Genomic DNA, 23,763 nt, shown 5'->3' with positions numbered 1-23,763 from the left:
AGGTGGCGATTGGCTCACGACTTGGGGGGCACATCACCCGCGGCATTCATGCGAACGCATTGCGCCTCTGCGGCCGTCCTGTCCGGATAGCTAGGTTTGAGCCGCTCCTTGGCTTGGTTATCGTAGATGTCGAAGCCACCACCCGTGGTCGCCGCATAGTAGCGCGCACCGATACGAAATGACTCCTTTTCGATGGGTACCGCCGGAACGATAACGAATCTTGGTTGCATTTTTTGTGCCTCCCCAGGCAGAGATCTAAGTATTAGTCCTGCTGCGGATAAGCATCAAGGAAGCTCATGAATAAATGACAGTTCGCTTACCGTCGGTACACCCGCGGCTGGCGTTGCTTGAGCAAGAAAGCGGGTGCAGGGCGCCGCAGGCAGGGTTAGAGTGCGGCGAACGTCTTGCTGAGCAGAATCTTCCATGTCCAGTTCATTCACCCTGATGGCATCCCCTGTCGGCACGCTGACCCTGGTGGCCCGCAACCAGCGTTTGGCAGCCGTCCTGTGGGAGCATGAACGTGAAAACCGCGTTTGCCTTGGCGAACTGCAGCGCGACGACGACCATCCGCTGTTGCGCGAAACCGCTCGTCAGCTGGGTGAATACTTTGCCGGTACCCGGCAGCGCTTCGAATTGGCGCTCGATTTTGTCGGCACCGAGTTTCAGCGCCAGGTGTGGGCGGCGCTGCTGACCATTCCTTTCGGTGAAACCCGCAGCTACAGCGAGATTGCCCGGCAGATCGGCAACCCCAGCGCAGTTCGGGCCGTCGGCGCGGCCAACGGGCGCAATCCGATTTCGATCATCGCGCCCTGCCACCGGGTGATCGGCGCTTCCGGCAACTTGACCGGCTTCGCGGGTGGTTTGCAGGCCAAGCAATACTTGCTGGCACTGGAAGGACGGCAGAGCCTGGCGCTGGAATGGTAGGCGTTCAGCTTGCCCAACTGACCACCAGGCAACACCCAAGTGCCAGTACCGAGCCAGCCAACAACGTGTAGTGACGATGGGCGCGGCGCGCCTGGTGGCGTACTTCGCGCAGATATTGAGCGGGCGTTGGCGCATCCGGTCGATGGCTAAGCCCGTCGGCGATGTTTGCCAGTTGGCCTTGAATCGTCAAACCGACCAGGTAGTAGGTGGCCCCGTAACATGCCAAGGCAAGCAGCAGATACCTCATGCAGGCAGTTCCGGTAACACCAGGGCAGTGGCACTGCCTGTCGCCAGATCGAGCATCACCAGGCCTTGGGTCCGCTCATCCAATGCCGCCAGCAACTGCCCTCGAGGGTCCCAGGCCGCGGACCCGCCGGCCCCGATGAAGGTGTCTGCCGGCCCGATACAGTTGGCCATCAATACGGGTATGTTCAAACGCCGGGCCACCTCCGGGTAGTGCTCGTAACCTTCGCGGATACCCTTGACGGTTTTAGCGACGCTGACCAAATACAGACCAGCCCCTTGGGCGCGGACCTTCTCGGCATGTGCCATGAACATGGATTCGTAACAGATGGCTGGCGCGATGGTGTGTTCGTCTACCTCGAATACGAGGCTCTGCCCGGCAGGCGTGAAGAACGGCAGCTCATCGTCGTGCAAGCGCTGCTTGGCATAGCTCAGCCTGGGTTGGCCCGGGCGCAGGATGGGCATGCCGATCTGTATGCCATTGGGGGTCGGCAGTGGCAGGCCCACTGCAACCGTTATGTCATGGTGGTCGCAGAGTGCTTGCAGCGGGTCCAGTCGGGCAGATGAGAGGGGCAGGGCCAATTGGCGGGCCAGGGTCGGCTCGTAACCGGTCAGGGACAGTTCGGGAAACACCACCAGCCTGGCGCCCAGGGCGGCGGCCTGCTCGATGCAGTAGCGGTGGCGGTCGAGGTTGCTATCCAGGTCGCCCTTGTGCGACGCCAGTTGTATGGCACAGAGTTTCATGGCTAGCCCTTCCTTGGTACGGATCCAAACCCCGAGGATACTACCGGCACGCTACGCCTCGCCAGTGAAGAGACCATCATGACGCTGGCTGGGCGGCGAAACGCTGGCGGAACCAGTCGGCGAGCATGGCTTTTTCCGCATACAGGCGCTCGCTGCTGCTGGCTACCCGTCCGGGGCGGCTGAGGTACATCTTGTCGCTGACCCGTTCCTGGGCATGCTGGTCGGGTTTGCCCGGCTGGCTGAAGGTGTAGCTCAGGTCGATGGTCGGCCAGGTGGTCTCGCGCATGAAGCGTACATCGTAGGCATTGACGTGCCAGGGTTCGAAGCCCCCAGCCAGGTCGATGTCATGGATATCGATGACCAGTTGCTGGCCGGGTTGCAGGTAGCGCTGGCCAAGCTTTTGCAGATAGTGCGTGAGGGTCTTCAGGACGTAGTCGTCAGCGCCACGTGCGTAACCTGCGCGATCCAGCCTGGCATCGCGGAAGTGCTCAGGGTGATCGAAATGCACCTGAACCTGCAGGGTTTGTGTGCCTTGTGCCATGCTATTGAGTGAAAGCACCATGAGCACGGCACAGGCAAGGACGTTACGCACGAGGCACCTCCGGAGCGGACTGCGTGTCAAACCATTTTACGCCTGCCATGGGAGCTGCCGTAGAGGAATAGTGCAATGAGCCGGTTTCGGCGGGTAACCGCCAATGGCAAGGGGCGTGACTTGGCGGTGGGTGATATCCACGGGCATTTCAGCCGCCTTGAGCAGTTGTTGAATGCCGTGGGTTTCGACCCCGAGGTAGATCGCCTGTTCAGTGTCGGTGACCTGGTGGATCGGGGCCCGGAAAGCGAAGCGGTGCTGGATTGGCTTGCCCGGCCTTGGTTTCATGCCGTGCAGGGTAACCACGAGTCGCTGGCGGTGAACCACCTCAACGGCGGTCAGCTGGATCCGCAGATGTATCGCTCTGCCGGCGGAGGTTGGTTTCTGGATCTGCCCAGGACGGATCAGCAGCGTTTCGTCGATGCGTTCGAGCGCTTGCCAATCGCCATGGAAGTACAGACCTCCGAAGGCCTTGTCGGGTTGTTGCACGCTGACAGCCCGTTCGCCGACTGGAGCGTGCTGCGTGACCAACTCGAAGGCGTGCTCGAACCCAAAGTCTGCGAATTCTGCCAGTGGTCGCGCAGGCGCCTGTACGAACGCGACAGCCGCGCGGTGGAAGGTCTGCGGGCACTGCTGGTGGGGCATACGCCGCTGGTCGAGGCCACGCTGCTGGGCAATGTCTGGCACTTGGATACCGGCGGCTGGAACCTTGGTCATTTCAGCCTGATGGACCTGCGCACACTGACCTTGGTCAACCCGCTACCAGGTGACCGAATAGCGCCATGGCCAACATGATCAGCAATGCGCCACTGAGCCTTTCCAGCCACGGCAAGGCGTACGCGAAGCGTTTCAGCACCCTGCGATTGCCGATGGTCACAGCGACCAGCAGGTCCCAGACCAGCACGATGCTGAACATCCAGCCAGCGTAGACGGTCTTCCAGGCACCGCTGCTGCTGGCGACCATGCTGGCCAGGCTTGCATAGAACAAGGCGTTCTTCGGGTTGAGGATTCCGGATAAAAAGCCCATGCCCAAGCAGCGGCTCCAGCCACCGGCCGCTTGCACTTCGCCTGCCATTGCCAATTCGGTTTTCCCGGCGTGGCGAACGAACAACGTACCGATGTACAGCAGGTAACCCGCGCCAGCCACTTGCAAGGCGATAAACAAGGCGCTGCCGTCGCGCAGGATGGAAAGGCCGGCAAAGGCGCTGACGATGAAAAGACCATTGGCCAAGGCGATACCCAGGCATGCGCCGCTGGCAACTCGCCAGCCAGCGGATACCGAACTTCGGGCGACCAGGAAAAAGTCCGGGCCGGGCGAGAGCAGGGCAAGGAAGTGGGCGAAGGCGACAATCAGAAACTGCTCCATGAGGCAGGTCACTCGGGTTATCAAAACCCCAGTCTGGCGTCGGCCCGATGGCGCGTATTGAAGATTATTGCGTGGCCCGGTACTGCCCTGGTGTCACACCCACATGGGCCTTGAACACTCGCTGGAAATGGCTCTGGTCGGCGAAGCCCAAGCGATAGGCGATTTCGGCCAGGTCATGCCCTTGAAGGAGCCAACGCCGCCCCCGATTGACGCGAGCGTTCAGCAGGTAGGCATGGGGCGTCATCCCGGTGGCCGCGCGAAAGGCACGGATCAGCTGATAGCGGCCCAGGCCTGCCTGGCTGGCCATCGCAGCCAGGCTCAGTTCAGCCGGGTCGTCGGCTTCCATGCGTTCGATCAGTGTTCTCAGTGTGGGCGCATCCAGCGACGGCGCAGGTGCAGGATACAGTGGCGGATGCACGGAAAAGTCATGGTCGCCGAGGAAGGCTACCAGTGCAGCTTCCTTCTCCGACGCGGCTGCCGTGGAGAACAGCAGGGCGTTCAGATCGCAGAACTCACGGTACAGCGCAGGGGATCGACTGATGCGTGCGGGGGCCCCGGTCTCGGCTGCGGCAAGACCGGACTCCAGACGCAACTGCGCCAGCCAGTGCGCGTCCACGTGCAGCATCTGGTAGCTCCAGGCCTGACCGGGTTCGGGGTTGCAGGCATGCACACGCTGCGCCGGAACCAGCACCAGGGTGCCAGGGGTGAGGTGCGTTTGCCCGGCACCGGCGCCGGTGAAATAGCTGCTGCCGGCATCCACCGCACCCATGGAGAAGGTTGGGTGGCTATGGGCCTTGTAGCAGGCCCGGCTATCGCAGGCGCGGCGGCTTTCGACGAAGGGCAGCGCCGCATCGCGCCACAGCGCGGGGGACGAGGAAGAGGGCATGGCAGGCTCCTTGATCACTCAGGCAGCTTACCAGCGCCAAGGCCAAGGGGGCGACCGTACAGTTTTTTCCCATGGCTGTACCTTGACCCTGGTGCGGGCGAACGTCGAAATAAGCACTTGACGTCTGGGAGAACGCGAATGGACCTGTCGAGCCTGCTGTTATTCATACCCGCCTGCTTTGCCCTGAACATGGCACCGGGGCCAAACAACCTGCTTTCGCTGCACAACGCCAGCCGCTATGGCCTGCGTACGGCCTGTGTCGCCGGCGGCGGGCGAATCGTCGCCTTCAGTGGCATGATCGCGCTGGCGGCCATGGGCCTGGCCGTGGTGCTGCACACCAGCGAATACCTGTTCCTGACGATCAAGGTGGTGGGCGCAGCGTATCTGTTCTATATCGCCTGGCAGTTGTGGCGTGCTCCAGTGGGTGATGCCGTGCTGGCAGCCGACCATCCGCGCGGCACCTGGCGCCTGGCTCGTCAGGAGTTCTGGGTGGCAGCGGGCAACCCCAAGGCCATCTTGATCTTCACCGCTTTCCTGCCACAGTTCGTGTCCGTGGGCAGCGCCACGCCTGTGAGTGAGCAGTTCCTGTGGTTGGGCGTGCTGTTCCTGCTGCTGGAGTGGGCCGCCATCGCCCTCTACGCCGGGCTTGGTGCATACCTGCAACGCTGGTTCAGCCAGCCTGCGCCGCGTCGGTTGTTCAACCGGGTCAGCGCCTCCTTGCTTGGCTGCGCTGGCCTCGGACTGCTGGCGGCACGTCGCTAGGATTGGCTCAAGCCCAGGTTGACGCCGTGGCTTGCGCGGTGACTGCTCGATCAGTCGCGGTAGAAGGTCTGCACCAGGTGATAGCCGAACTTGCTCTTGATCGGCCCATGCACCACACGTAACGCCTTCTTGAAGATCACCTGGTCGATTGCCCCTACCAGTTGCCCGGGGCGTACTTCGCCAAGATCGCCACCGCGCTTGCCCGATGGGCAAGTGGAAAACTTCTTGGCCAATACGTCAAAAGCCTCGCCGTTGGCGATGCGCTGCTTGAGCTTCTCGGCTTCCTCAGCGGTCTTGACCAGGATATGGCGGGCTTGGGCTTTCATGGGACACCTGTGCTTCGGGGCAAAAAAGGGCGACATTATGCCTGATCGCGCAGCTCCGTGCGGTCGCGAAACTGGTCCAGTGCCTCTGGGTTGGCCAAGGCATCGGTGTTCTTCACCGGCCGCCCATGCACCACGTTGCGAATCGCCAATTCCACCAGCTTGCCGCTGATGGTGCGGGGAATGTCGGTGACCTGCGCGATGACCGCCGGTACATGACGCGGTGTGGTGTACTGGCGGATCACCTGGCGGATACGCTGGCGCAGATCGTCATCCAGGAGCAGACCGTCGCGCAGGCGCACGAACAGCACCACACGCACATCGCCGTGCCACTCCTGGCCAATGGCAACGCTTTCCAGCACTTGTTCGACCTTTTCCACCTGGCGGTAGATCTCCGCCGTGCCGATACGCACCCCTCCAGGGTTGAGCACCGCATCGGAACGACCGTGGATCACTAAGCCCCCGCTGGTCAGTTGCTCGGCATAATCGCCCTGCGCCCAGACACCCGGAAACTGGCTGAAGTAGGCGTCGTGATAGCGGCTGCCATCGGGGTCGTTCCAAAAACCCAGCGGCATGCAGGGGAAGTGATGGATGCACACCAGCTCGCCCTTCTCACCTGTTATCGGCCTGCCGTGTTCGTCCCACACCTCGACCGCCATACCCAGGCCCTTGCACTGGATTTCGCCGCGGCGTACCGGCAAGGTCGGATTGCCGAGCACGAAGCACGAGACGATGTCGGTGCCACCCGACATCGACGCCAGGCACAGGTCCGCCTTGATCTTGCCGTAGACGTAGTCATAGCTGTGCGGCGACAACGGTGAGCCGGTGGACATGATCAGTCGCAGCTTGTCGAGTCGATGGCTGTTGCACGGCTCGATGCCTTCCTGCTCCAGTGCGGCCAGGTACTTGGCACTGGTGCCGAAGGCACGGATGCCCTCGGCGTCGATGAGGTCGAGCAGTCGTTCGGGGCCGGGGTGGAAGGGAGAGCCGTCATACAACAGCAAGGTGGCCCCGACCGCCAGGCCGCTGGCCAGCCAGTTCCACATCATCCAGCCGCAGGTGGTGTAGTAGAACAGTACATCGTCGGCCTTCAGGTCATTGTGCAGGCCATGCTCCTTGAGGTGCTGCAGCAGCACGCCACCGGCGCCATGAACGATGCACTTGGGTACTCCAGTGGTTCCGCTGGAGTAGAGGATGTACAGCGGGTGATCGAACGGCAGCGGGACGAAGTTGGGTGAACCGCCGGCCCGGTAGAAATCGTCCCACAGGCTTGCCTGCGGTGCACTGAACGCATCGGCGTGGGTTTGGGTGCGGGTGTAGGGCACTATCAGCAACTGTTCGAGGCCTGGCAACTGGGCGCAGACCTGGTTGATCTTGTCCACCAGGTCGAGGGTCTTGCCAGCGTAGTGATAACCAGCACAGGCGATCAGCAGCTTCGGCTCGATCTGCCCGAAGCGGTCGATAATGCCGTGCAAGCCAAACTCCGGCGAACAACTGGACCACACCGCCCCGAGGCTGGTGCAGGCAAGCATCGCTACCAGGGTTTCCCAGGTGTTGGGCATGATCGCTGCTACCCGATCGCCGACGCCTATGCCGGCGGCGATGAAGGCCCTTTGCAGACCGGCGACATGGCTTGCCAGTTGAGCATGGGTCAGCACCACGCGCAGGCCATCCTCGCGCACACTGATCAGCGCCGGACGATCATCGCGCCGGTGCAGCAAGTGCTCGGCGAAATTCAGGGTCCCGCCGGCAAACCACCGGGCGTCCGGCATCAGTGGCCCTTCGCTGAGCACCTGGCTGGCAGGGGTATGCCAACGCACATGGAAGTACTCGGCCAGCGTCTGCCAGAAGGCGGCGCGGTGCTCGATACTCCAGCGATGCAGCGCCGGGTAGTCGTTGAGTTCAAGGTTGTAGCGCAGGTTGACTCGGCGACGGAACGCATCCATCCGGCTGGCCTCGATCTGCGCCGTGGAGGGGCGCCAGAGCACATCGTTCATGCCGAACCTCCGCAGGATCTGGGGCGTGGGGCCGCGAAGCAGCCCCACAGAGGGTCTCTTATTCCACTTTAGCCTTTTGTACGTCCTGCGATGCCGACCAGACGCGATAGCGCACTTCGACGCCTTCGGGTACATACACCACCACCGGCAGCTTGCTGTTGTAGCGGACCATGAAGCCTTCACCGACCACTGGCACGAAGGCCTCGGTCTTCTTGCCGTCCGGGCAGGCCATCAGGGTGCTGACCGGGCCGCCGACTTTCTCCAGACGGTAGTAGCTATAACCCCAGCCTTGCAGTGTTTTTTCTTCCAGGCTGCCGGCCAGGCGCTGGCGGTTGCAGTCCACCTGCAAGGTCTTGCCTGCCAGGATTTCCAGAGTGTGGGCCGATTCATCGGCCTGGGCCGGCAGGTGGATCACCTGCCGGGTGAAGCCTTTTTCAGCCTTGGGGTAGGGTGCGACATCTTCAAGTTTGGCGGCCATCGCCGGGGCGGCCATGGCCAGGGTCAGGGAACACATCGCGAACAGACGGGTAGGGCGCATAGGGCCTCCTTGCAATCAAACGGGTGCAATGCCGCCGCCAGGCCCCGGTCGCCCTCTGTCATTGGGCCAGCCAGCCGCCATCGACGTTCCAGGCGGCGCCGCGGACCTGGCTTGCGGCCTCGCTGCAGAGGAACAATACCAGTTCACCCAGATGCTCGGGAGTGACGAAGGCCAATGAAGGTTGTTTCTCGGCCAGCAGGTCGTGCTGGGCTTGCAGCGGATCGCCGCCATGGGCTGCACGGTCGTCAATCTGCTTTTGCACCAATGGCGTCAGCACCCAGCCAGGGCAGATGGCGTTGCAGGTGACGTTGTCGGTAGCGGTTTCCAGTCCGACCACTTTGGTCAGCCCGACCACGCCATGCTTGGCCGCCACATACGCGGCCTTGCCGCTGGAGCCGACCAAGCCATGCACCGAGGCGATGTTGATGATCCGCCCCCAGTTGCGTTCGCGCATGCCTGGCAGCGCCAGCCGGGTTCCGTGGAACACCGCCGACAGGTTGAGGGCGATGATCTTGTCCCAGGCTTGTACCGGGAACTGCTCCACCGGCGCCACATGTTGAATACCAGCATTGTTGACCAGGATATCGACACCGCCGAATTCGCGATTGGCGAGGGCGAACAGCGCCTCGATCTGGGCCGCATCGGACAGATCCGCCGGGTGATGCGCTACCTTCACGCCGTGGCGGGCGATCTCGGCCAGGGCTGGCGCCGGGTCGCCGAAGCCATTGAGCACGATGTTGGCACCCGCGCGCGCCAGCACTTGGGCGATGCCCAGGCCAATGCCGCTGGTGGAACCGGTGACGAGTGCAGTCTTGCCGTTGAGCGTCATGTAAAGCTCCTTAGACGATGCCGGTGGCGTAGAAAGTGGCGATGACCACGAATACCGCCAGGGTCTTGATCAATGTAATGCCGAAAATGTCTTTGTAGGCCTCGCGATGGGTCAGGCCCGTCACCGCCAGCAATGTGATCACCGCGCCGTTGTGCGGCAGGGTATCCATGCCGCCGCTGGCCATGGCGGCCACCCGGTGGAGCACTTCGAGCGGAATGTTGGCGGCGTTGGCAGCGGCGATGAAGCTTTCGCTCATGGCAGCCAGGGCGATGCTCATGCCACCGGATGCCGAGCCGGTGATGCCCGCCAGCAGCGTGACGGTAATGGCTTCGTTGACCAGCGGGTTGGGGATGGCGCGCAGGGCATCGGCCAGTACCAGGAATCCCGGCAGCGACGCAATCACTGCGCCGAAACCGTACTCCGAGGCGGTATTCATTGCCGCCAGCAGCGCACCACTGACCGCGCTCTTGGTGCCCTCCGCCAGGCGTGCACGAATGGCGCCAAAGGCACACACCAGTACCATCAAGATACCCACCAGCAAGGCTGCCTGCACTGCCCAGATGGCCGTGAGCTTGGCCACGTCGCTGTTGACCGGCGCGCTCATGCCCGGCAGTTGCAGGGTGTGGCTGGGGCCGTACCACTGTGGAATCGAATGGGTGAACAGCAGGTTCATGACCCCCACCAGCACCAGGGGCGACAAGGCCAGCCAGGGGTTGGGCAAGGTCAGGTCGGGGGCGGTCTCCGGCTCGTTGCGCAGGTCCTTGCCATAGCCTTCGCCTGCGCGCTGGGCCTTGTTGCGCTGGCGTTGCAGGTAGAGCATGCCTGCGCAGAACACGAACAAGGTGCCGATCAGTCCCAGCCAGGGTGCGGCCCAGGCGGTGGTATTGAAGAATGTGCTGGGGATGATGTTCTGGATCTGCGGCGTGCCGGGCAGGGCGTCCATGGTAAAGGAGAACGCACCGAGGGCGATGGTCGCCGGGATCAGTCGCTTGGGGATGTCGCTTTGGCGGAACATTTCGGCGGCGAACGGGTAAACCGCGAACACCACCACGAACAGCGACACGCCCCCGTAGGTAAGCAAGGCGCAGACAAGTACGATCACCAGCATGGCTTGCCGGGTGCCGAGCAGACCGATGGCAGCCGCGACGATGGAGCGAGAGAAGCCTGACAGTTCGATCAGCTTGCCGAACACCGCGCCTAGCAGGAAGACCGGGAAGTAGAGTTTGATGAAGCCGACCATTTTCTCCATGAACACCCCGGTGAATGCGGGGGCCACGGCGGCCGGGTCAGTGAGCAGTACCGCGCCGAGGGCGGCGATAGGGGCGAACAGGATCACGCTGTAGCCGCGGTAGGCGGCCAGCATCAGCAGGGCCAGGGCGGCCAGTGCGATGAGCACGGTCATCGGGATGAATCTCCTGGGTGGGTCTTGTTGTTATCGGTTACCAGGGGATAGCGGGAATCGTGCCAACCTTATAAGTGATTGAATTACATAGATAAATTTGGTGGTTATGACGTATTTGTCTCTGATTTGAGACGGTTGGGCCCGCTTTGCAGTCCCTCGCCGGCACGCCGGGTCCTAACACGTGTCGTGTAGGCGAAGGATTGCCGGCGGTTGGGGTGGTATCCCTATATAGAGACAAGAATCTCAAAAATGAGACTAAAGCCCAAGCGCCACCATCTTCTTGTATAAGGTGGAGCGCCCCAGCCCCAACAACTTCGCGGCGTGCGGCACATTCCCCGAACATTCCAGCAAGGCATCGCCAATCAACTTGCGCTCGAACTGTTCACAGGCCTCTCGGTATGTTTGCCGCGTCACAGCCGCCGCCACCGGGCTAAATGGCCCCAGCGCCGAGCGTACTTCCGCAGGCCCCAGCCGCGGCTGGTCGGCCAACAACGTGGCCCGCTCCAACACATTGCGCAACTCCCGGATATTTCCTGGCCACGCGTGCCGGGCCAATAGCTGCAATGCCTCGGGCTCCAACTCGTACTGGCTGCCCAGCTCGGCCAGGATCGCTTCGCATAACGCTGGCAAGTCTTCCAGGCGCTCACGCAATGGCGGCACGTCGATGGGCAGCACGTTCAACCGGTAATACAGGTCGGCGCGAAATGCTCCACGGTCCATGGCGGCCTGCAGGTCGATGGAGGTGGCGGCGATAATCCGCACGTCGCTGCGCAGCATCTGGTTCGAACCCACAGGCTCGTATTCCTTTTCCTGCAGCACGCGCAGCAACTTGCTCTGCAGGGCCAGCGGCATGTCACCGATCTCGTCCAGGAACAGCGTGCCGCCCTCGGCCAGTTGCAGCTTGCCGCTGCGGCCCTTTCGGTCGGCGCCGGTGAAGGCACCTGGGGCGGTGCCGAAGAATTCGGCCTCCAGCAAGGTCTCTGGAATGGCCGCGCTGTTGATGCTGACGAACGCCTTGTGCGCGCGCGCCGAGGCGGTATGAATCGCATGGGCCAGCAACTCCTTGCCGGTGCCGGTCTCGCCCAGCAACAGCACGGGCGAATCGCTGCTCGCGCCACGCCGCGCCCGGCGCTTGGCCTCGAGGCTGGCCGCGCTGCTGCCGACGAACTGGGCGAAGCTGTACTTGGCCTGACGTGCCCTTAGCTGTGAGCGGGTGGACGCCAATTCCTGCTGCATGCTCGAGTAGCGTTTGAGGAGTGGCGACAGGCTGCGCAGTTCGTCAAACAAGGCAAAGCCGATGGCCCCGATCAGCGCGCCCTGGTCATCGTGGATGGGCAAGCGCATGACCACCAATGGGTCGTTGTGGGTGTCGAGCATGTCCAGCAGGATTGGCCGGCCATTGCTGACCACCTCCCGCATCAGGCTGCCAGGGATCACCGACTCACACGGCTGGCCGATGGCGCTCGCGGCATCGGCCAGGCCAAAGCGCCGGGCATAGCGCTCGTTCATCCAGACGATGCGGGCCTGGCGGTCGACGATCACCGTGCCTTCGCTGGATTGCTCGATGATCTCGAACAGCGAGCGGATCGCCAGTTGCCTTACCTGGGGATAGTCCTTGAGGCTGTCGCTGTCGTGCATGGAGGAGGCCTGTTGAGGGGGAGACGCATTATGCGGTGAGGTATGGCCTGGGTGAAGACTGTGCTGCCTTGTCCGCGCCGCGCTAGCGGCGAGGATCGAAAGCTTCGCGCAGGGCATCACCAATGAACACCAGTAGCGACAGGATCACCGCGAGGGCGAAGAACGCGGTAAAGCCCAACCACGGTGCCTCTAGGTGTTGCTTGCCCTGGGTCACCAGTTCGCCCAGCGAAGCGCTCCCTGCCGGCATGCCGAAGCCAAGGAAGTCCAATGCGGTCAGGGTGGTGATGGCCCCGGTGAGCATGAAGGGGATGAAGGTCAGGGTGGCATTCATGGCGTTGGGCAGGATATGCCGCAGCATCACCTGGGTATCGGGCAACCCGAGGGCACGGGCGGCCTTGACGTACTCAAGGTTACGCCCACGAAGGAACTCGGCGCGCACCACATCGACCAGGCTAAGCCATGAGAACAGCGCCATGATCCCCAGCAGCCACCAGAAGTCAGGCTCGACAAAACCACTGAGGATGATCAGCAGGTACAGCACCGGCAACCCTGACCATACCTCCAGCAACCGTTGCCCGAGCAGGTCGACCCAGCCGCCGTGGTAGCCCTGCAGGGCGCCGGCCATTACCCCGATCAGCACACTGACGACGGTAAGGGCGAAGGCGAACAGCAGCGACACCCGTGTGCCATAAAGCACCCTGGCCAGTACATCGCGTCCCTGGTCGTCGGTGCCCAGCCAGTTGCTGGCACTGGGTGGGCTGGGTGTGGGCACCTGCAGGTCGTAGTTTGGCGTGTCGGCGCTGAAGGGAATTGGGGCGAACAGCATCCAGCCACCCTGGCTTTCGATCAGTTGGCGCACATAGGCACTGCGATAGTCAGGCTGAAACGGCAATTGGCCGCCGAACTGCTGCTCGCTGTAGCGCTTGAACGCTGGAGCGTACAACTCGCCCTTGTAGCCCAGCAGCAAGGGTTTGTCATTGGCCACTAGCTCGGCGCCGAGGCTCAGCACAAGCAATCCGGCGAACAGCCACAAGGAAAGCCAGCCGCGGCGGTGGTTGCGAAAACGCTGCAGGCGGCGGCGGGAGACAGGCGAAAGCATCAGCGTACCCTCGCGTCGAAGTCGATGCGTGGGTCGAGCAGGGTGTAGGACAAGTCGCCGATCAAGCGAATCAGCAACCCCGCCAGGGTGAAGATGAACAGCGTGCCGAACACGATCGGGTAGTCCCTCGACACCGCGGCCTCATAGCTCAGGCGGCCCAGGCCATCGAGGGAGAAAATCACCTCGATCATCAGCGAACCGGCGAAGAACACTGTGATCAATGCCTGGGGCAGGCCGGCCAGGACCAGCAGCATGGCGTTGCGCAATACATGCCCGTACAGGACCCGGCGCTCACTGAGGCCTTTGGCCCGCGCCGTGACCACGTACTGGCGGGAAATCTCGTCGAGGAAAGCGTTCTTGGTCAGCAGCGTGAGCGTGGCGAAACCGCCGATCACCAGCGATCCGACAGGCAGTATCAGGTGCCAGAAATAGTCGGCGACCTTGCCCAGTAGGCTGAGTTGGTCGAAATTCTCCGAGACCAGCCCACGCACCGGGAACCAGTTGAGCGAGGTGCCACCTGCGAAGAGTACGATCAGCAACAGGGCGAACAGGAACGAGGGCAGGGCATAGCCGACCACGATCAGCGCGCTGCTCCAGGCATCGAAGCGACTACCGTGGCGCACTGCCTTGCGGATCCCCAGCGGGATGGACACCAGATAAGTGATCAGGGTGGCCCAGAAACCCAGGGACAGGGTCACCGGCAGTTTCTCCAGAATCAGGTCGGTCACCTTGGCGCCGCGGAAGAAACTCTGGCCGAAATCCAGCCGGGCATACTGTTCGAGCATCAACCAGAGGCGCTCGGGGGCGGACTTGTCGAAGCCGTATTGATGCTTGATCTCTTCGAGCAGCTTGGGGTCCAGGCCACGGCCAGCGCGAGACTCGCCATGCACGGCCTCGGCCCGTGCCCCGGGCGCACCGCCACCCAGCCCCTGCAGTCTGGCCACCGCCTGTTCGACCGGACCGCCCGGCGCAGCCTGGACGATGACGAAGTTGACCAGCAGGATGGCCAGCAGGGTAGGCACGATCAACAACAGGCGACGCAGGATATAGGCAGTCATGGCGACATCTTCCGGCGCTCGGCCATCTGCGCATTGGTCAGTGCGGTCGGGCTGATTTCCCACCAGGTGTCCAGGCCTTCATCATAGGCAGCCTGGACCTTGGGCAGGCCAAAACGGTTCCACCAGACGGTGGAGCTGCCGGGTGGATAGTAGTTGGGGATCCAGTAGTAGTTCCATTGCAGCACCCGGTCCAGGGCATGGGCGTGGCGCAGCATGTCGGCCTGGGTGCTGGCGCGGACCAGGCCATCGATCAAGGTGTCCACCGCCGGGTCCTTGAGCACCATCAGGTTGTTCGACCCCGGGTCGTTGGCCGCTGCCGAGCCGAAGTAATTGTACAGTTCGGCACCGGGCGACAAGGTGACAGGGTAGCCGGTGACGATCATGTCGTAGTCTCGGGCCATCAGACGGTTGATGTACTGAGCCGAGTCGACGTTGCGGATATTCAGCGTGATGCCGATCTGCGCCAGGTTGCGCTTCCACGGCAGTAGCAGCCGCTCCATCCCGGACTGGCCGTTCAAGAAGGTGAACGCCAGCGGTTCGCCCTGCGCATTCACTAGCTGGTCACCCTGGGGGTGCCAGCCGGCCTGCTGCAACAAGGCCAGTGCCTGCAGCTGCTGAGTTCGGATGATGCCAGAGCCGTCGGTCACCGGTGCCGTATACACCTGGCTGAATACTTCATCGGGGACCTTGCCCCGTAGCGGTTCGAGCACCTGCAGTTCGCTGGCGTCGGGCAGCGCACGGGCAGCAAGGGGGGTGTTGGAGAACATGCTCTGCTGGCGGATGTACAGGCGGCGCATCATCTGCCGGTTGCTCCATTCGAAATCCCAGAGCATCGCCAGCGCCTGGCGCACACGGCGGTCGTTGAATTGCGGGCGGTCCAGGTTGAACACGAAGCCCTGGGCCGTTTGCGGCTTGGCAGGGCCTAGATGGGCCCGTTGCAAGCGACCATCGTCCAGCTGCGCGCCATTGTAGCCTAGCGTGTAGGCCGTTGCGGAGAACTCGCGGTTGTAGTCGTAGCCGCCGCCCTTGAGCACCTGGCGGGCCACTTCGGTGTCGCCAAAGTACTCGATGCGGATCTGGTCGAAATTGTAGCGGCCACGGCTGGCCGGCAAATCTTTGGCCCACCAGCCGGGGTTGCGTTCGAAGGTGATGCTGCGGCCGTTGTCGATCCGGCCGATTCGGTAAGGGCCGCTACCGACGGGCTTTTCAAAGCCTGCGCCATTGGCAAAGTCACGGTTCTGCCAGTCGTGCTCAGGCAGTACCGGAAGGCTGGCCACGTCCAAGGCCAGGGTACGGCCATGGGGTTGCTTGAAATCGAAGCGTACCCGATGCGGGCTTTCCACCGTCACGCTGGTAACTTCCGCGAACTGGGTGCGGAACTTGAGGCTGCCCTTGCTCATCAGCAACTGGTAGGTAAACCGTACGTCTTCGGCGCGCACCGGCTTGCCATCGGCGAAGGTGGCGCGCGGGTCGATCTCCAAACGCAGCCAGGCATCGTCTGGCCCACGTTCCATGCGCCGGGCGATCAGCCCGTAGACGGTGTAGGGTTCGTCGAACGAGCGCACTGCCAGGGGCGCATACAGCCAGCCGTCGACCTCGGAAACACCGATGCCTTTGTCGATGTAGGGCAGGATGTGGTCGAACTGGCCGATTTCGATGGCCGAACGGCGAATGCTACCGCCTTTGGGTGCATCGGGGTTGACGTAGTCGAAATGGCGGAAGGCCTGGCCATAACGGGGGGCTTCACCATAGACGGTGAGGGCGTGGGTGGGGGCTGCATTGGCTGTGAGGGACAGGCACAACAGTGCGAGTCCCCACACGCTTGCTCCCCTGGGGAACATCACCGGCAACGGTGACTTAGTCCTGGCGGCTGGTCACTTCCAGCAGGTGGTAACCGAATTGGGTCTTCACCGGGCCTTGGACAACATTCAGCGGGGCGCTGAACACCACGGTATCGAATTCGCGAACCATCTGGCCTGGACCGAACGAGCCCAGGTCACCGCCTTGACGGCTGGACGGACAGGTGGAATTGGCCTTGGCGACTTCAGCGAAGTCGGCACCGGCTTCGATCTGGGCTTTGAGCTCGTTGCATTTCTCTTCCGAGCTGACCAGGATGTGGCGGGCAGTGGCACGTGCCATGGGAACTACTCCTTGGGTAAAAAAGCAAGCCTAACGCACTTGTCTGGGATATGTCTCGCAAGGCTTGCTGTACGTTTCCTACAAGCGCGCTGCCGCGTCACGCAACAGCGTTTCGGTCGACGCCCAACCCAGGCAACCATCGGTAATCGACACGCCGTACTTCAACGTGCCCTTGTCCAGTGCCTGGCAACCGTCGAACAGATGCCCTTCGAGCATCACGCCGACGATCGAGCGATCACCGGCCAGGCGTTGGCTCAGCACCTGCTCGAACACGGCCGGTTGGCGAGCCGGGTCTTTGCCGCTGTTGGCATGACTGCAATCGACCATGATCCGTGCTGCCAGCCCTGCTTTGGCCAGGCCCTGGCGGGCTTGGGCGATGCTCTGTGCGTCGTAGTTGGGGCCTTTGTGGCCACCGCGCAGTACCAGGTGGGTATCCGGATTGCCCAGGGTTTCGATGATCGCCGGGTAGCCCTGCGCATCCATGCCGAAGTGGCGATGGGGATGGGCGGCGCTACGCATGGCGTCGCAGGCGATTCCGACACCGCCATCGGTGCCATTCTTGAAGCCCACTGGCAGTTCGAGCCCGCTGACCATCTCGCGGTGAATCTGCGACTCGGTGGTGCGTGCGCCAATGGCGGCCCAGCCCAGCAGGTCGTCGAAGTAGCTGGCGGCCATCGGTTGCAGCAGTTCGGTGGCAATCGGCAGGCCGCGCTCGATCATGTTGAGCATCAGGCCACGGGACAAGGCGATACCCGAGTGCATGTCATCGCTGCCATCGAGGTGCGGGTCGTAGGCCAGGCCTTTCCAGCCGACGGTGGTGCGTGGCTTTTCGACGTAGGCACGCATCACCAGCAACAGCTGGTCGTTCACTTCGCGGCTGAGGGCTGCGAGGCGGTCGGCGTATTCCAGGGCCGAGCGCGGGTCGTGGATCGAGCACGGGCCGACGACTACCAAAAGACGTTCGTCGCGGCCTTCGAGAATGGCGCGGATCGCTTGGCGGTGGGCCTGGACTTGTTGGGCGAGCTCGAGGGACAGCGGCATCTGCTGCTTGAGCAAGTGCGGGCTGGGCAGGCGCTTGCTGACGGTGGTGTTGGCAGCTTGAGGCTGGGAAAGGGGCAGGGCGAGGTTGGAAGCTTGCATGGCGTGGTATCCCTGGGCGGACGGCGGGTGCTGGCCCGCTCGATCGGCCCTATCGAGGTGTTCGACAGATCGTCAAATTCGGTTCTTGTGCGGCAGTGCCACCGGAGATCGACCGTACGGAGGCGGCAGGCTGGCCCGAACGGGATTGGCTAAATCGCCAGGCATAGGTATTTGCGTAGCAGTAAGTGGCGTAGTTCATGAATCTGTCCTCAGTGTGAATCGGTGTTGTCGATGGCCTGAAAAGCAAAACCCCCGGTCGGGGAGCCGACCGGGGGTTTGAGTATTCTCGTATTCGGCGGCCCCTCGAAAGTGGGCGCCGTGTGGGTATCAGCGGCGCCTAGTGGCTAAACCAATACCCAAAATAAAAGCTGGCGACAGCCTCGCAGCCAGCAACGGCCAGCACGGGACGCGCGGTGCGACCGGTGTGTTTGGCGGGGTTGCAGGTGTGTTTCGGCATGTTGCTCTCCAATGAATGAGCCCGAGCATACTTCAGGTGCCGCGCGGTATTCAATGGATAAATACTATTGAGCCGATCACACCTTGAACTGCGCCACCATGCCGTTCAGGTCAACCGCCAGGCGCGAGAGGTCCTGGGCTGCCGCGCTGGTCTGGTTGGCCCCCGCTGAGGTCTGCATCGCCAGATCACGGATGTTCACCAGGTTGCGATCCACTTCGCGTGCCACCTGCGCCTGCTGCTCGGACGCGCTGGCGATCACCAGGTTGCGCTGGTTGATCGAGGCGATTGCCTCGGCGATCACTTCCAGCGCCTGACCTGCTGATTGCGCCACCTCCAGGGTGCCGTTGGCCCGGCCTTGGCTGCTGTGCATGGCGGACACTGCCCGTTCGGTACCAGACTGAATACCGACGATCATCTGCTCGATCTCGGCGGTGGACTGCTGGGTACGGTGGGCGAGGGCGCGGACTTCGTCAGCCACTACGGCGAAACCTCGGCCCGCTTCACCGGCGCGTGCGGCCTCGATGGCGGCATTGAGGGCCAGCAGGTTGGTCTGACCGGCGATGGCACCGATCACGTCGAGCACGCGGCTGATTTCGTTGGCGTTGCTGGCCAGCTGTTCGATCTCCTGTGAGGTGCCGGAGACGTCCTGGACCAGATGCTGGATCGACTCCAGGGCCTGGTTGACCTGGTCACGGCCGTCGCGAGTGGTGCGGTCGGCGCCCTTGGAGGCATCGGCGGTGCTCACCGCATTGTTGGCCACTTCTTCCACCGCGGCGGTCATCTGGTTGACCGCAGTGGCGGCCTGGTCGATTTCCGCACTCTGCTGGTGCAGGCCGCGACTGGTGTCTTCGGTGACGGTGTGCAGCTCTTCGGATGCCGACGCCAGCTGGTCGGAAGACGCGGCGATCTTGCGAATGGTGTCGCGCAGGCTCTCCTGCATGCGGCTCAGTGCGCCCAGCAGCAGGGCGGGCTCATCGCGGCCGCTCACCTTGATCGGCTGGGTCAGGTCACCGGTAGCGACGCGCTCGGCCACGCTCACGGCTTCGCCCAGTGGCACGACGATGCTGCGCGTGAGCAGGGTGGCGATGGCGGCAAGGGCGAGCATGATGACCACCAGCGAAACAGTGATGGCCAGGAAGGCTTCGTCCGCCATGTCGCTGCTGCGTTGCGAAGCGTCTTCGGCGCCTTTGCCGTTGTAGGCGATGAGGGCACTCATGGCCTTCATCATGCTATCGGCGTGCTGGGTCAGCGGGCCGCTGATACGCTGCTTGGCTTGAGCGATACGGCCGGCGGCGAGGTCTTCGATCACCAGGGCCTGGCCCTCGTAGTACTGCTGGTGAGCCGTGGTGAATGCAGCGAACAGGGCGCGGTCGTCGGCGTCGATGATGGTTGTCTCATAGTCCTTGAGGCCGCTTTGCAACTGCTCGTTGATGCCTTTGAGCTGCTCGATGTTGCGGGCGCGTTCGCTGTCGTTGTCGTCCAGTGCGGCGCGCAGGGTGATGGCACGGGCTCGACCGAGATTGCTGCTGATCTCGCTCAATGCGACCACCGAAGGCATCCACGTCATGCGGATCTCATCCGTGGCCTTGTCCATTTGCCGGGTTTCGAATAGCGCGATCAGGCCCATGGCCAGGACCAGGATGCCCAACAAGGCGAACACGCTGGCAGCGCGAATGCCGATCTTCATATTCCTTAGCTGCATTGATTGCTCCTTGACGTCGTCGTGCAGGCGTCAAGAGCATGGTCGCAAGGCCGGGTCACTGGGGCTGGCGCCAGGCTCTTGATGCGCTGCGAATTAAGTGTGTTTTTCTCACCCTCATTTCTTTTTTGTTTGAATGATGCCACGGTGCCATCATTGCTGAACAGCCATTCAACTTCGTTGTGCAAAAGACGCGTCCGCCCTCGTTGGCGGACTTGTCAGTTCCCTGGCGGTCAGACGACAGGAATCAACGGGTCGGCAGCTGCGAGGGCCTGGGTACGGTCCGCAGCGGGCGGGTAGATCCATACCGAGTTGATCTGGCGTTTGAGATGCTTACCCTCCAGGCCTTGCAGCTTGAGCTCACGTTCCCAGCCTTCGGTGAATGCCGCGCCCCATTCACCAAGGTCCAGGCAGGTGACGTACTTGGGTTGACGGTAGGCGACCGGTTGCAGCTCGAGCAGGTCGGCCGCTGCGTTGTTACCACTGTGGCGGCCCATGGGGATGGCATGCTGGCAGGTCATCAGCGCGTGGTTGCCCAGATCGTCCACCGCCGCCCAAGCGGTATCGCCGGTGGCATAGATATGCGATTGGCCGATCACTTTCAGGTGCTCGTCGACCCGCAGACGTCCAAGGCTGTCGCGCTCTCCGGCAATTTGCGCGGTCAGTGGGCTGGCCTTCACGCCGACTGTCCAGATAACCGTATGGCTAGCGACGTATTCGCCGTTGTCGAGGGTCACGCCTCCGGCATCGACTGCTACTACCGAGCTGCCGGTCAGCCATTGCACGCCCGCTTGTTCGCAGGCCGCGACGATCGAAGGTGTGATGCCTGCGCCAAGCGCCCCTCCCACGGTGGCACCACGGTCGATGACCAGTACCCGTAACGAAACCTGTTCGCCCAGCACCGACCGCAGGCGAGCTGGCATTTCAGTTGCTGTTTCGATGCCGGTGAAACCACCGCCACACACGACCACGGTGTTGCGTGCTGGCGACTCCGGTCGCGACGCGAGGGCTACAAGATGCTGTTCAAGACGCATGGCCGACTCCATCTGGTCGACATCGAAAGCGTATTCGACCAGGCCCGGCACGGCGGGGCGCGCGACTTGGCTGCCGGCGGCGAGAATCAGACGGTCATAGGTGATCCGTTGCAGCTGGCCGTGATTGTCGGTGTAGCTGACGCTGCGGCCTTGGGCGTCGATGGTGTCGGCGCTGCCTTGGATGAAGTGAATGCCAACGGCTTCGAAAAGCTCGCCCAGCGGCGCTTTCATGCTGTGGACATCCGCTTCGTAAAAGCGCGGGCGAATGCGCAGCTCAGGTTGTGGTGCAAGCACGCTGATGCGCACATCGTCGCGTCCAGCCTGGTCCAGCAGGCGGGCGGCGCTCAGGGCGCTCCAAACACCGGCAAAGCCGGCACCGATGATCAGGATGTTGGATTTCATGAGGGGCTCCGCAGGGGTCGTTCACGAGGTCTGGAAGGATTCGATGACGTCAGCTGAGTCGTTCGAATAACTACGACTGTATTGATCGTAGTTGATGGCCGCAAGCTTTTTTTCTCTTCGGCGCCTGGCAAGATGACGATCAATCGCAGAGAAAGCCATTTATCCCGGGGTTGTAACAGCGGTTTAGGCATGTTTGTGAACGACGAACGGCGATCGACTACTTTGCTATTACGACGGTTAGCGCGTAACATTTGCGACAGGATTAGTCGGAGATAGATATGTCCCTCTACAGTGCTGGGGTCGAATACGGCATCCACTGCTTGTTGTACTTGGTGGACGAGCGTGGTGAGATGCGCGAGTCCAGCGTCCGCGACCTGGCCGAGTTGCAAGGCGTGCCGCAGGAGTACCTGGCCAAGGTTTTCACCAAGTTGGCGCGCGCGGGGTTGGTGGCGGCGACCGAAGGGGTGCGTGGCGGTTTCCGCCTGGCGCGGCCGTCGGATGAAATCACCGTGCTCGACATCGTCACGGCGATCGATGGCCCGAAGAAAATCTTCGACTGCCGAGAAATTCGCGAGCGCTGCACACTCTTTGATGGCTCGCCTCCTGGATGGGCGACCGAGGGCACCTGTGCGATCCACGCGGTGATGCTCAATGCACAAAAACGCATGGAGGAAGCGCTGGCCCAGCAAACTATCCTTGACCTTGCCCGGCGTTTCGGGCGCAAAGCGCCGGCAGCGTTTGGCCAGCAGGTCAACGCGTGGATCAGTGAGCGACGCGAGGGAAAGGGCGGCGCCTTAGAGATACCGGTGAAGCAGGTGTAGCTTTCATCCTGCGTCACCGGCTCCGGGGCCCAGTTCGGTGCGAACAGCGATCACCTCATTTGCGCGTCAGGGGCGGTCCGTGAGCGTTTCGAAGGCTTTGACGCGCTTGATCAGGCTTTTATGGCCGGCGGAACTCGCGCTGTTGAACAGGAAGGAGAAGTCCGAGGCCAAGGAGGGGCTGCCGGCAATCGTCGCGTACTGATGGCATTTGTTGCAGTCATCGCCCTGTACGTAAGTCTCCATGGTGGTGTTGGCCACCGGCACGTTGCCCTGACTGATGAACGGCCCGTATGACAGCGGCACCTGGGCATTGGCGCCCGGCTCCGGGCTGGGAGGATTGGGCGCGAGGGTCCACAGTACGTTGATCAGCTTGTAGTACTGGAACACCGACTGGCCGTGGGTCTGCTGTGCAAAGTTGGATTGCACCGCGCTGTTCAGGGCTTGCAGGTCGCTGGGGACGGGGTGCTCACGGGTGGTCTGTACCGGCTGGTCGCGTGGAAAGAGATCGGTGCAGTCCTTGTCGGGGTGGTATTGCTTGCACTGGATACGAGCCACATTGGGTTCACACGCAGGGCCGCTCCCACAGTCGGGGTTGTTGAAAGAGAAACCGTTCGGCGGGGTTCCTTGCGGCGGGGCCTGGTCCGGTTCGGGCACGTTGTCCACCTGCTCGAAGGTGGTCCAGATGAAATTGGGCGACGCCTGGGTCTTGTTGATGATATGCAGGCCCACCAGCCCCACCACTTCCTGGGTGCACTCCAGTGTGTCGGGGCGTTTGAGCCAGGCGACGGTGGTCAGGTAGCGCCCGAACAGCTCGGGTTTGCCGGTCAGCACACGCCACGCGGCCTTGAGCTCAAGCGCGCCCAGCTGCTCCTGTGGCACAGGGGTCGGCGGCAGCGAACGCATTGGCTCGCCGAGGGGCAGCGACAGGCCTTCCGGTGTATTGCCATCGAGGTTTTGCGCGACCTTCAACTGATTGGCGGCATCATAGAGCCCCTTCTCGACGATGTAGTCGAACTCGGCCTTGCCCACTTTGCGTTCAAAGAACACCAAGTTGCCAGACTGGTCCGTCAGCCAGCCGCCGGACGCTTCCATGACGGGGTCGGGAATAGAAGCGACCGTCCCGGTCGAGAGGTGGAAACCATGCAAGGCGTTGATCGCGCCTTCTGAGGTGGCATTCATGAACTTGCGTGCACCTACCTTCAGGGCCTTCAGACTGCCCTGGGTGCTGCAACCGGACGGTACCATGGTTTGCACGCCCCAACCGGTGGGCGTGGGCGCGCCGGGCAGGAAGATGTCGTTGGCATCTTTGTAGCTGGCCCACACGGGCGCCACGCTCATGGGTTGCCCTGGGGAAGAGGGCACTCCGAATTGCGCCAGGGTGCTGTTCATGTCGGGTTCACCCGCCAGGCTGGCGGTGGCAGGCCAGCCGGGATTGACCGGCCAGTTCAGGGCGATGAACAACTGCCAGGCAAAACAGTTCATGAACGCCTGGTTGGTGGCATTGAAGTTGTTGACCGGCAGGAACCCTCCACTGGCCGGATTGAACACCAATTGCTGCTGCACACAGCTGTCGGCATCCGACATCGTGGCTGCCGCAGCGGGAGGCAGGGCCGACAGATACAGCAACATGCCGCTCAACAGCGAGATGAGACTGAAGCGTGACCTGGACATCA

General features: G+C 62.5%; 24 protein-coding genes. 4 read left to right on the top strand and 20 right to left on the bottom strand.

All coding sequences use genetic code 11. The annotated features are described in order from the left end of the window. Positions 1-14 precede the first annotated feature (14 nt). Complete coding sequence (locus VXM67_RS14805; protein WP_367237119.1) at positions 15-230, bottom strand: hypothetical protein; 216 nt, start codon at positions 228-230, stop codon at positions 15-17. 193 nt (positions 231-423) lie between these two features. Here VXM67_RS14805 and VXM67_RS14800 point away from each other — a divergent pair, with 193 nt between their 5' ends. Further along, positions 424-924, top strand: coding sequence for a methylated-DNA--[protein]-cysteine S-methyltransferase (locus VXM67_RS14800; RefSeq protein ID WP_023380762.1), 501 nt, complete (start codon positions 424-426; stop codon positions 922-924). A gap of 4 nt (positions 925-928) precedes the next feature. Here VXM67_RS14800 and VXM67_RS14795 read toward each other — a convergent pair whose 3' ends face one another. The 3 genes from VXM67_RS14795 to VXM67_RS14785 form a co-directional block, all read right to left on the bottom strand. Further along, on the bottom strand, positions 929-1,171 hold the full coding sequence (locus VXM67_RS14795; protein ID WP_104881710.1) for a hypothetical protein: 243 nt from the start codon (positions 1,169-1,171) through the stop codon (positions 929-931). Beyond that, positions 1,168-1,911 carry a carbon-nitrogen hydrolase family protein gene (locus tag VXM67_RS14790; protein ID WP_023380761.1) on the bottom strand — a complete coding sequence of 248 codons (744 nt, stop codon included), beginning with the start codon at positions 1,909-1,911 and terminating at the stop codon, positions 1,168-1,170. The genes VXM67_RS14795 and VXM67_RS14790 overlap by 4 nt, the downstream gene beginning before the upstream one ends. A gap of 76 nt (positions 1,912-1,987) precedes the next feature. Next, positions 1,988-2,503, bottom strand: a complete 516-nt coding sequence (locus tag VXM67_RS14785) for a DUF3016 domain-containing protein (RefSeq protein WP_023380759.1) — start codon at positions 2,501-2,503, stop codon at positions 1,988-1,990. A 75-nt stretch (positions 2,504-2,578) separates the two neighbouring features. Here VXM67_RS14785 and VXM67_RS14780 point away from each other — a divergent pair, with 75 nt between their 5' ends. Next, the gene (locus VXM67_RS14780) at positions 2,579-3,295 is read left to right on the top strand and encodes a metallophosphoesterase (protein ID WP_367237118.1); all 717 of its coding nucleotides are present in this window, start codon (positions 2,579-2,581) and stop codon (positions 3,293-3,295) included. Here the strand turns inward: VXM67_RS14780 and VXM67_RS14775 are convergent. Beyond that, positions 3,252-3,866 (bottom strand): LysE family translocator, encoded by a 615-nt coding sequence (locus VXM67_RS14775; protein ID WP_023380755.1) that lies wholly within the window; start codon positions 3,864-3,866, stop codon positions 3,252-3,254. The genes VXM67_RS14780 and VXM67_RS14775 overlap by 44 nt on opposite strands. A 64-nt stretch (positions 3,867-3,930) precedes the next feature. Then, positions 3,931-4,752 carry an AraC family transcriptional regulator gene (locus VXM67_RS14770; protein ID WP_023380753.1) on the bottom strand — a complete coding sequence of 274 codons (822 nt, stop codon included), beginning with the start codon at positions 4,750-4,752 and terminating at the stop codon, positions 3,931-3,933. Positions 4,753-4,890: 138 nt separating this feature from the next. Here VXM67_RS14770 and VXM67_RS14765 point away from each other — a divergent pair, with 138 nt between their 5' ends. Beyond that, positions 4,891-5,514, top strand: a complete 624-nt coding sequence (locus VXM67_RS14765) for a LysE family translocator (RefSeq protein ID WP_023380751.1) — start codon at positions 4,891-4,893, stop codon at positions 5,512-5,514. Positions 5,515-5,564: 50 nt separating this feature from the next. Here VXM67_RS14765 and VXM67_RS14760 read toward each other — a convergent pair whose 3' ends face one another. The 13 genes from VXM67_RS14760 to VXM67_RS14700 form a co-directional block, all read right to left on the bottom strand. Continuing rightward, complete coding sequence (locus VXM67_RS14760) at positions 5,565-5,840, bottom strand: peptidylprolyl isomerase (protein WP_023380749.1); 276 nt, start codon at positions 5,838-5,840, stop codon at positions 5,565-5,567. 35 nt (positions 5,841-5,875) lie between these two features. Beyond that, positions 5,876-7,834 (bottom strand): acetoacetate--CoA ligase, encoded by a 1,959-nt coding sequence (locus VXM67_RS14755; RefSeq protein WP_367237117.1) that lies wholly within the window; start codon positions 7,832-7,834, stop codon positions 5,876-5,878. 58 nt (positions 7,835-7,892) lie between these two features. Continuing rightward, on the bottom strand, positions 7,893-8,372 hold the full coding sequence (gene eco / locus VXM67_RS14750) for a serine protease inhibitor ecotin (protein ID WP_023380746.1): 480 nt from the start codon (positions 8,370-8,372) through the stop codon (positions 7,893-7,895). 58 nt (positions 8,373-8,430) lie between these two features. Continuing rightward, the gene (gene hbdH / locus VXM67_RS14745) at positions 8,431-9,201 is read right to left on the bottom strand and encodes a 3-hydroxybutyrate dehydrogenase (RefSeq protein WP_023380744.1); all 771 of its coding nucleotides are present in this window, start codon (positions 9,199-9,201) and stop codon (positions 8,431-8,433) included. A 10-nt stretch (positions 9,202-9,211) separates the two neighbouring features. Beyond that, positions 9,212-10,603: a GntP family permease gene (locus VXM67_RS14740; protein ID WP_367237116.1), complete on the bottom strand. Its 1,392-nt coding sequence runs from the start codon at positions 10,601-10,603 to the stop codon at positions 9,212-9,214. Positions 10,604-10,858: 255 nt separating this feature from the next. Continuing rightward, positions 10,859-12,241 carry a sigma-54 interaction domain-containing protein gene (locus VXM67_RS14735; RefSeq protein WP_367237115.1) on the bottom strand — a complete coding sequence of 461 codons (1,383 nt, stop codon included), beginning with the start codon at positions 12,239-12,241 and terminating at the stop codon, positions 10,859-10,861. Positions 12,242-12,323: 82 nt separating this feature from the next. Beyond that, complete coding sequence (locus VXM67_RS14730; RefSeq protein ID WP_023380739.1) at positions 12,324-13,340, bottom strand: ABC transporter permease; 1,017 nt, start codon at positions 13,338-13,340, stop codon at positions 12,324-12,326. Continuing rightward, the gene (locus VXM67_RS14725) at positions 13,340-14,398 is read right to left on the bottom strand and encodes a microcin C ABC transporter permease YejB (protein ID WP_023380737.1); all 1,059 of its coding nucleotides are present in this window, start codon (positions 14,396-14,398) and stop codon (positions 13,340-13,342) included. Before VXM67_RS14725 ends, VXM67_RS14730 begins: the two co-directional genes overlap by 1 nt. Further along, positions 14,395-16,239 carry an extracellular solute-binding protein gene (locus tag VXM67_RS14720; protein WP_367237710.1) on the bottom strand — a complete coding sequence of 615 codons (1,845 nt, stop codon included), beginning with the start codon at positions 16,237-16,239 and terminating at the stop codon, positions 14,395-14,397. Before VXM67_RS14720 ends, VXM67_RS14725 begins: the two co-directional genes overlap by 4 nt. Before the next feature lie 16 nt (positions 16,240-16,255). Further along, complete coding sequence (locus tag VXM67_RS14715; protein ID WP_023380733.1) at positions 16,256-16,537, bottom strand: peptidylprolyl isomerase; 282 nt, start codon at positions 16,535-16,537, stop codon at positions 16,256-16,258. A 78-nt stretch (positions 16,538-16,615) separates the two neighbouring features. Continuing rightward, the gene (locus VXM67_RS14710) at positions 16,616-17,677 is read right to left on the bottom strand and encodes a 3-deoxy-7-phosphoheptulonate synthase (RefSeq protein WP_023380731.1); all 1,062 of its coding nucleotides are present in this window, start codon (positions 17,675-17,677) and stop codon (positions 16,616-16,618) included. A gap of 533 nt (positions 17,678-18,210) precedes the next feature. Continuing rightward, positions 18,211-19,836, bottom strand: coding sequence for a methyl-accepting chemotaxis protein (locus tag VXM67_RS14705; protein ID WP_104881716.1), 1,626 nt, complete (start codon positions 19,834-19,836; stop codon positions 18,211-18,213). A 230-nt stretch (positions 19,837-20,066) separates the two neighbouring features. Further along, positions 20,067-21,269, bottom strand: a complete 1,203-nt coding sequence (locus VXM67_RS14700; protein ID WP_367237114.1) for an NAD(P)/FAD-dependent oxidoreductase — start codon at positions 21,267-21,269, stop codon at positions 20,067-20,069. 278 nt (positions 21,270-21,547) lie between these two features. Here VXM67_RS14700 and VXM67_RS14695 point away from each other — a divergent pair, with 278 nt between their 5' ends. Continuing rightward, the gene (locus VXM67_RS14695; protein ID WP_367237113.1) at positions 21,548-22,090 is read left to right on the top strand and encodes an Rrf2 family transcriptional regulator; all 543 of its coding nucleotides are present in this window, start codon (positions 21,548-21,550) and stop codon (positions 22,088-22,090) included. 66 nt (positions 22,091-22,156) lie between these two features. Here the strand turns inward: VXM67_RS14695 and VXM67_RS14690 are convergent, their stop codons facing one another. After that, on the bottom strand, positions 22,157-23,761 hold the full coding sequence (locus VXM67_RS14690; RefSeq protein WP_367237112.1) for a hypothetical protein: 1,605 nt from the start codon (positions 23,759-23,761) through the stop codon (positions 22,157-22,159). Positions 23,762-23,763: the final 2 nt, after the last annotated feature.

The sequence above is a fragment of the Pseudomonas sp. Rh2 genome (assembly GCF_040762985.1).
In the GTDB taxonomy this organism is placed as follows: domain Bacteria; phylum Pseudomonadota; class Gammaproteobacteria; order Pseudomonadales; family Pseudomonadaceae; genus Aquipseudomonas; species Aquipseudomonas taiwanensis.
Note: the sequence above shows the minus strand (reverse complement) of the source record. Positions and strands in the feature narration are given on the sequence as shown.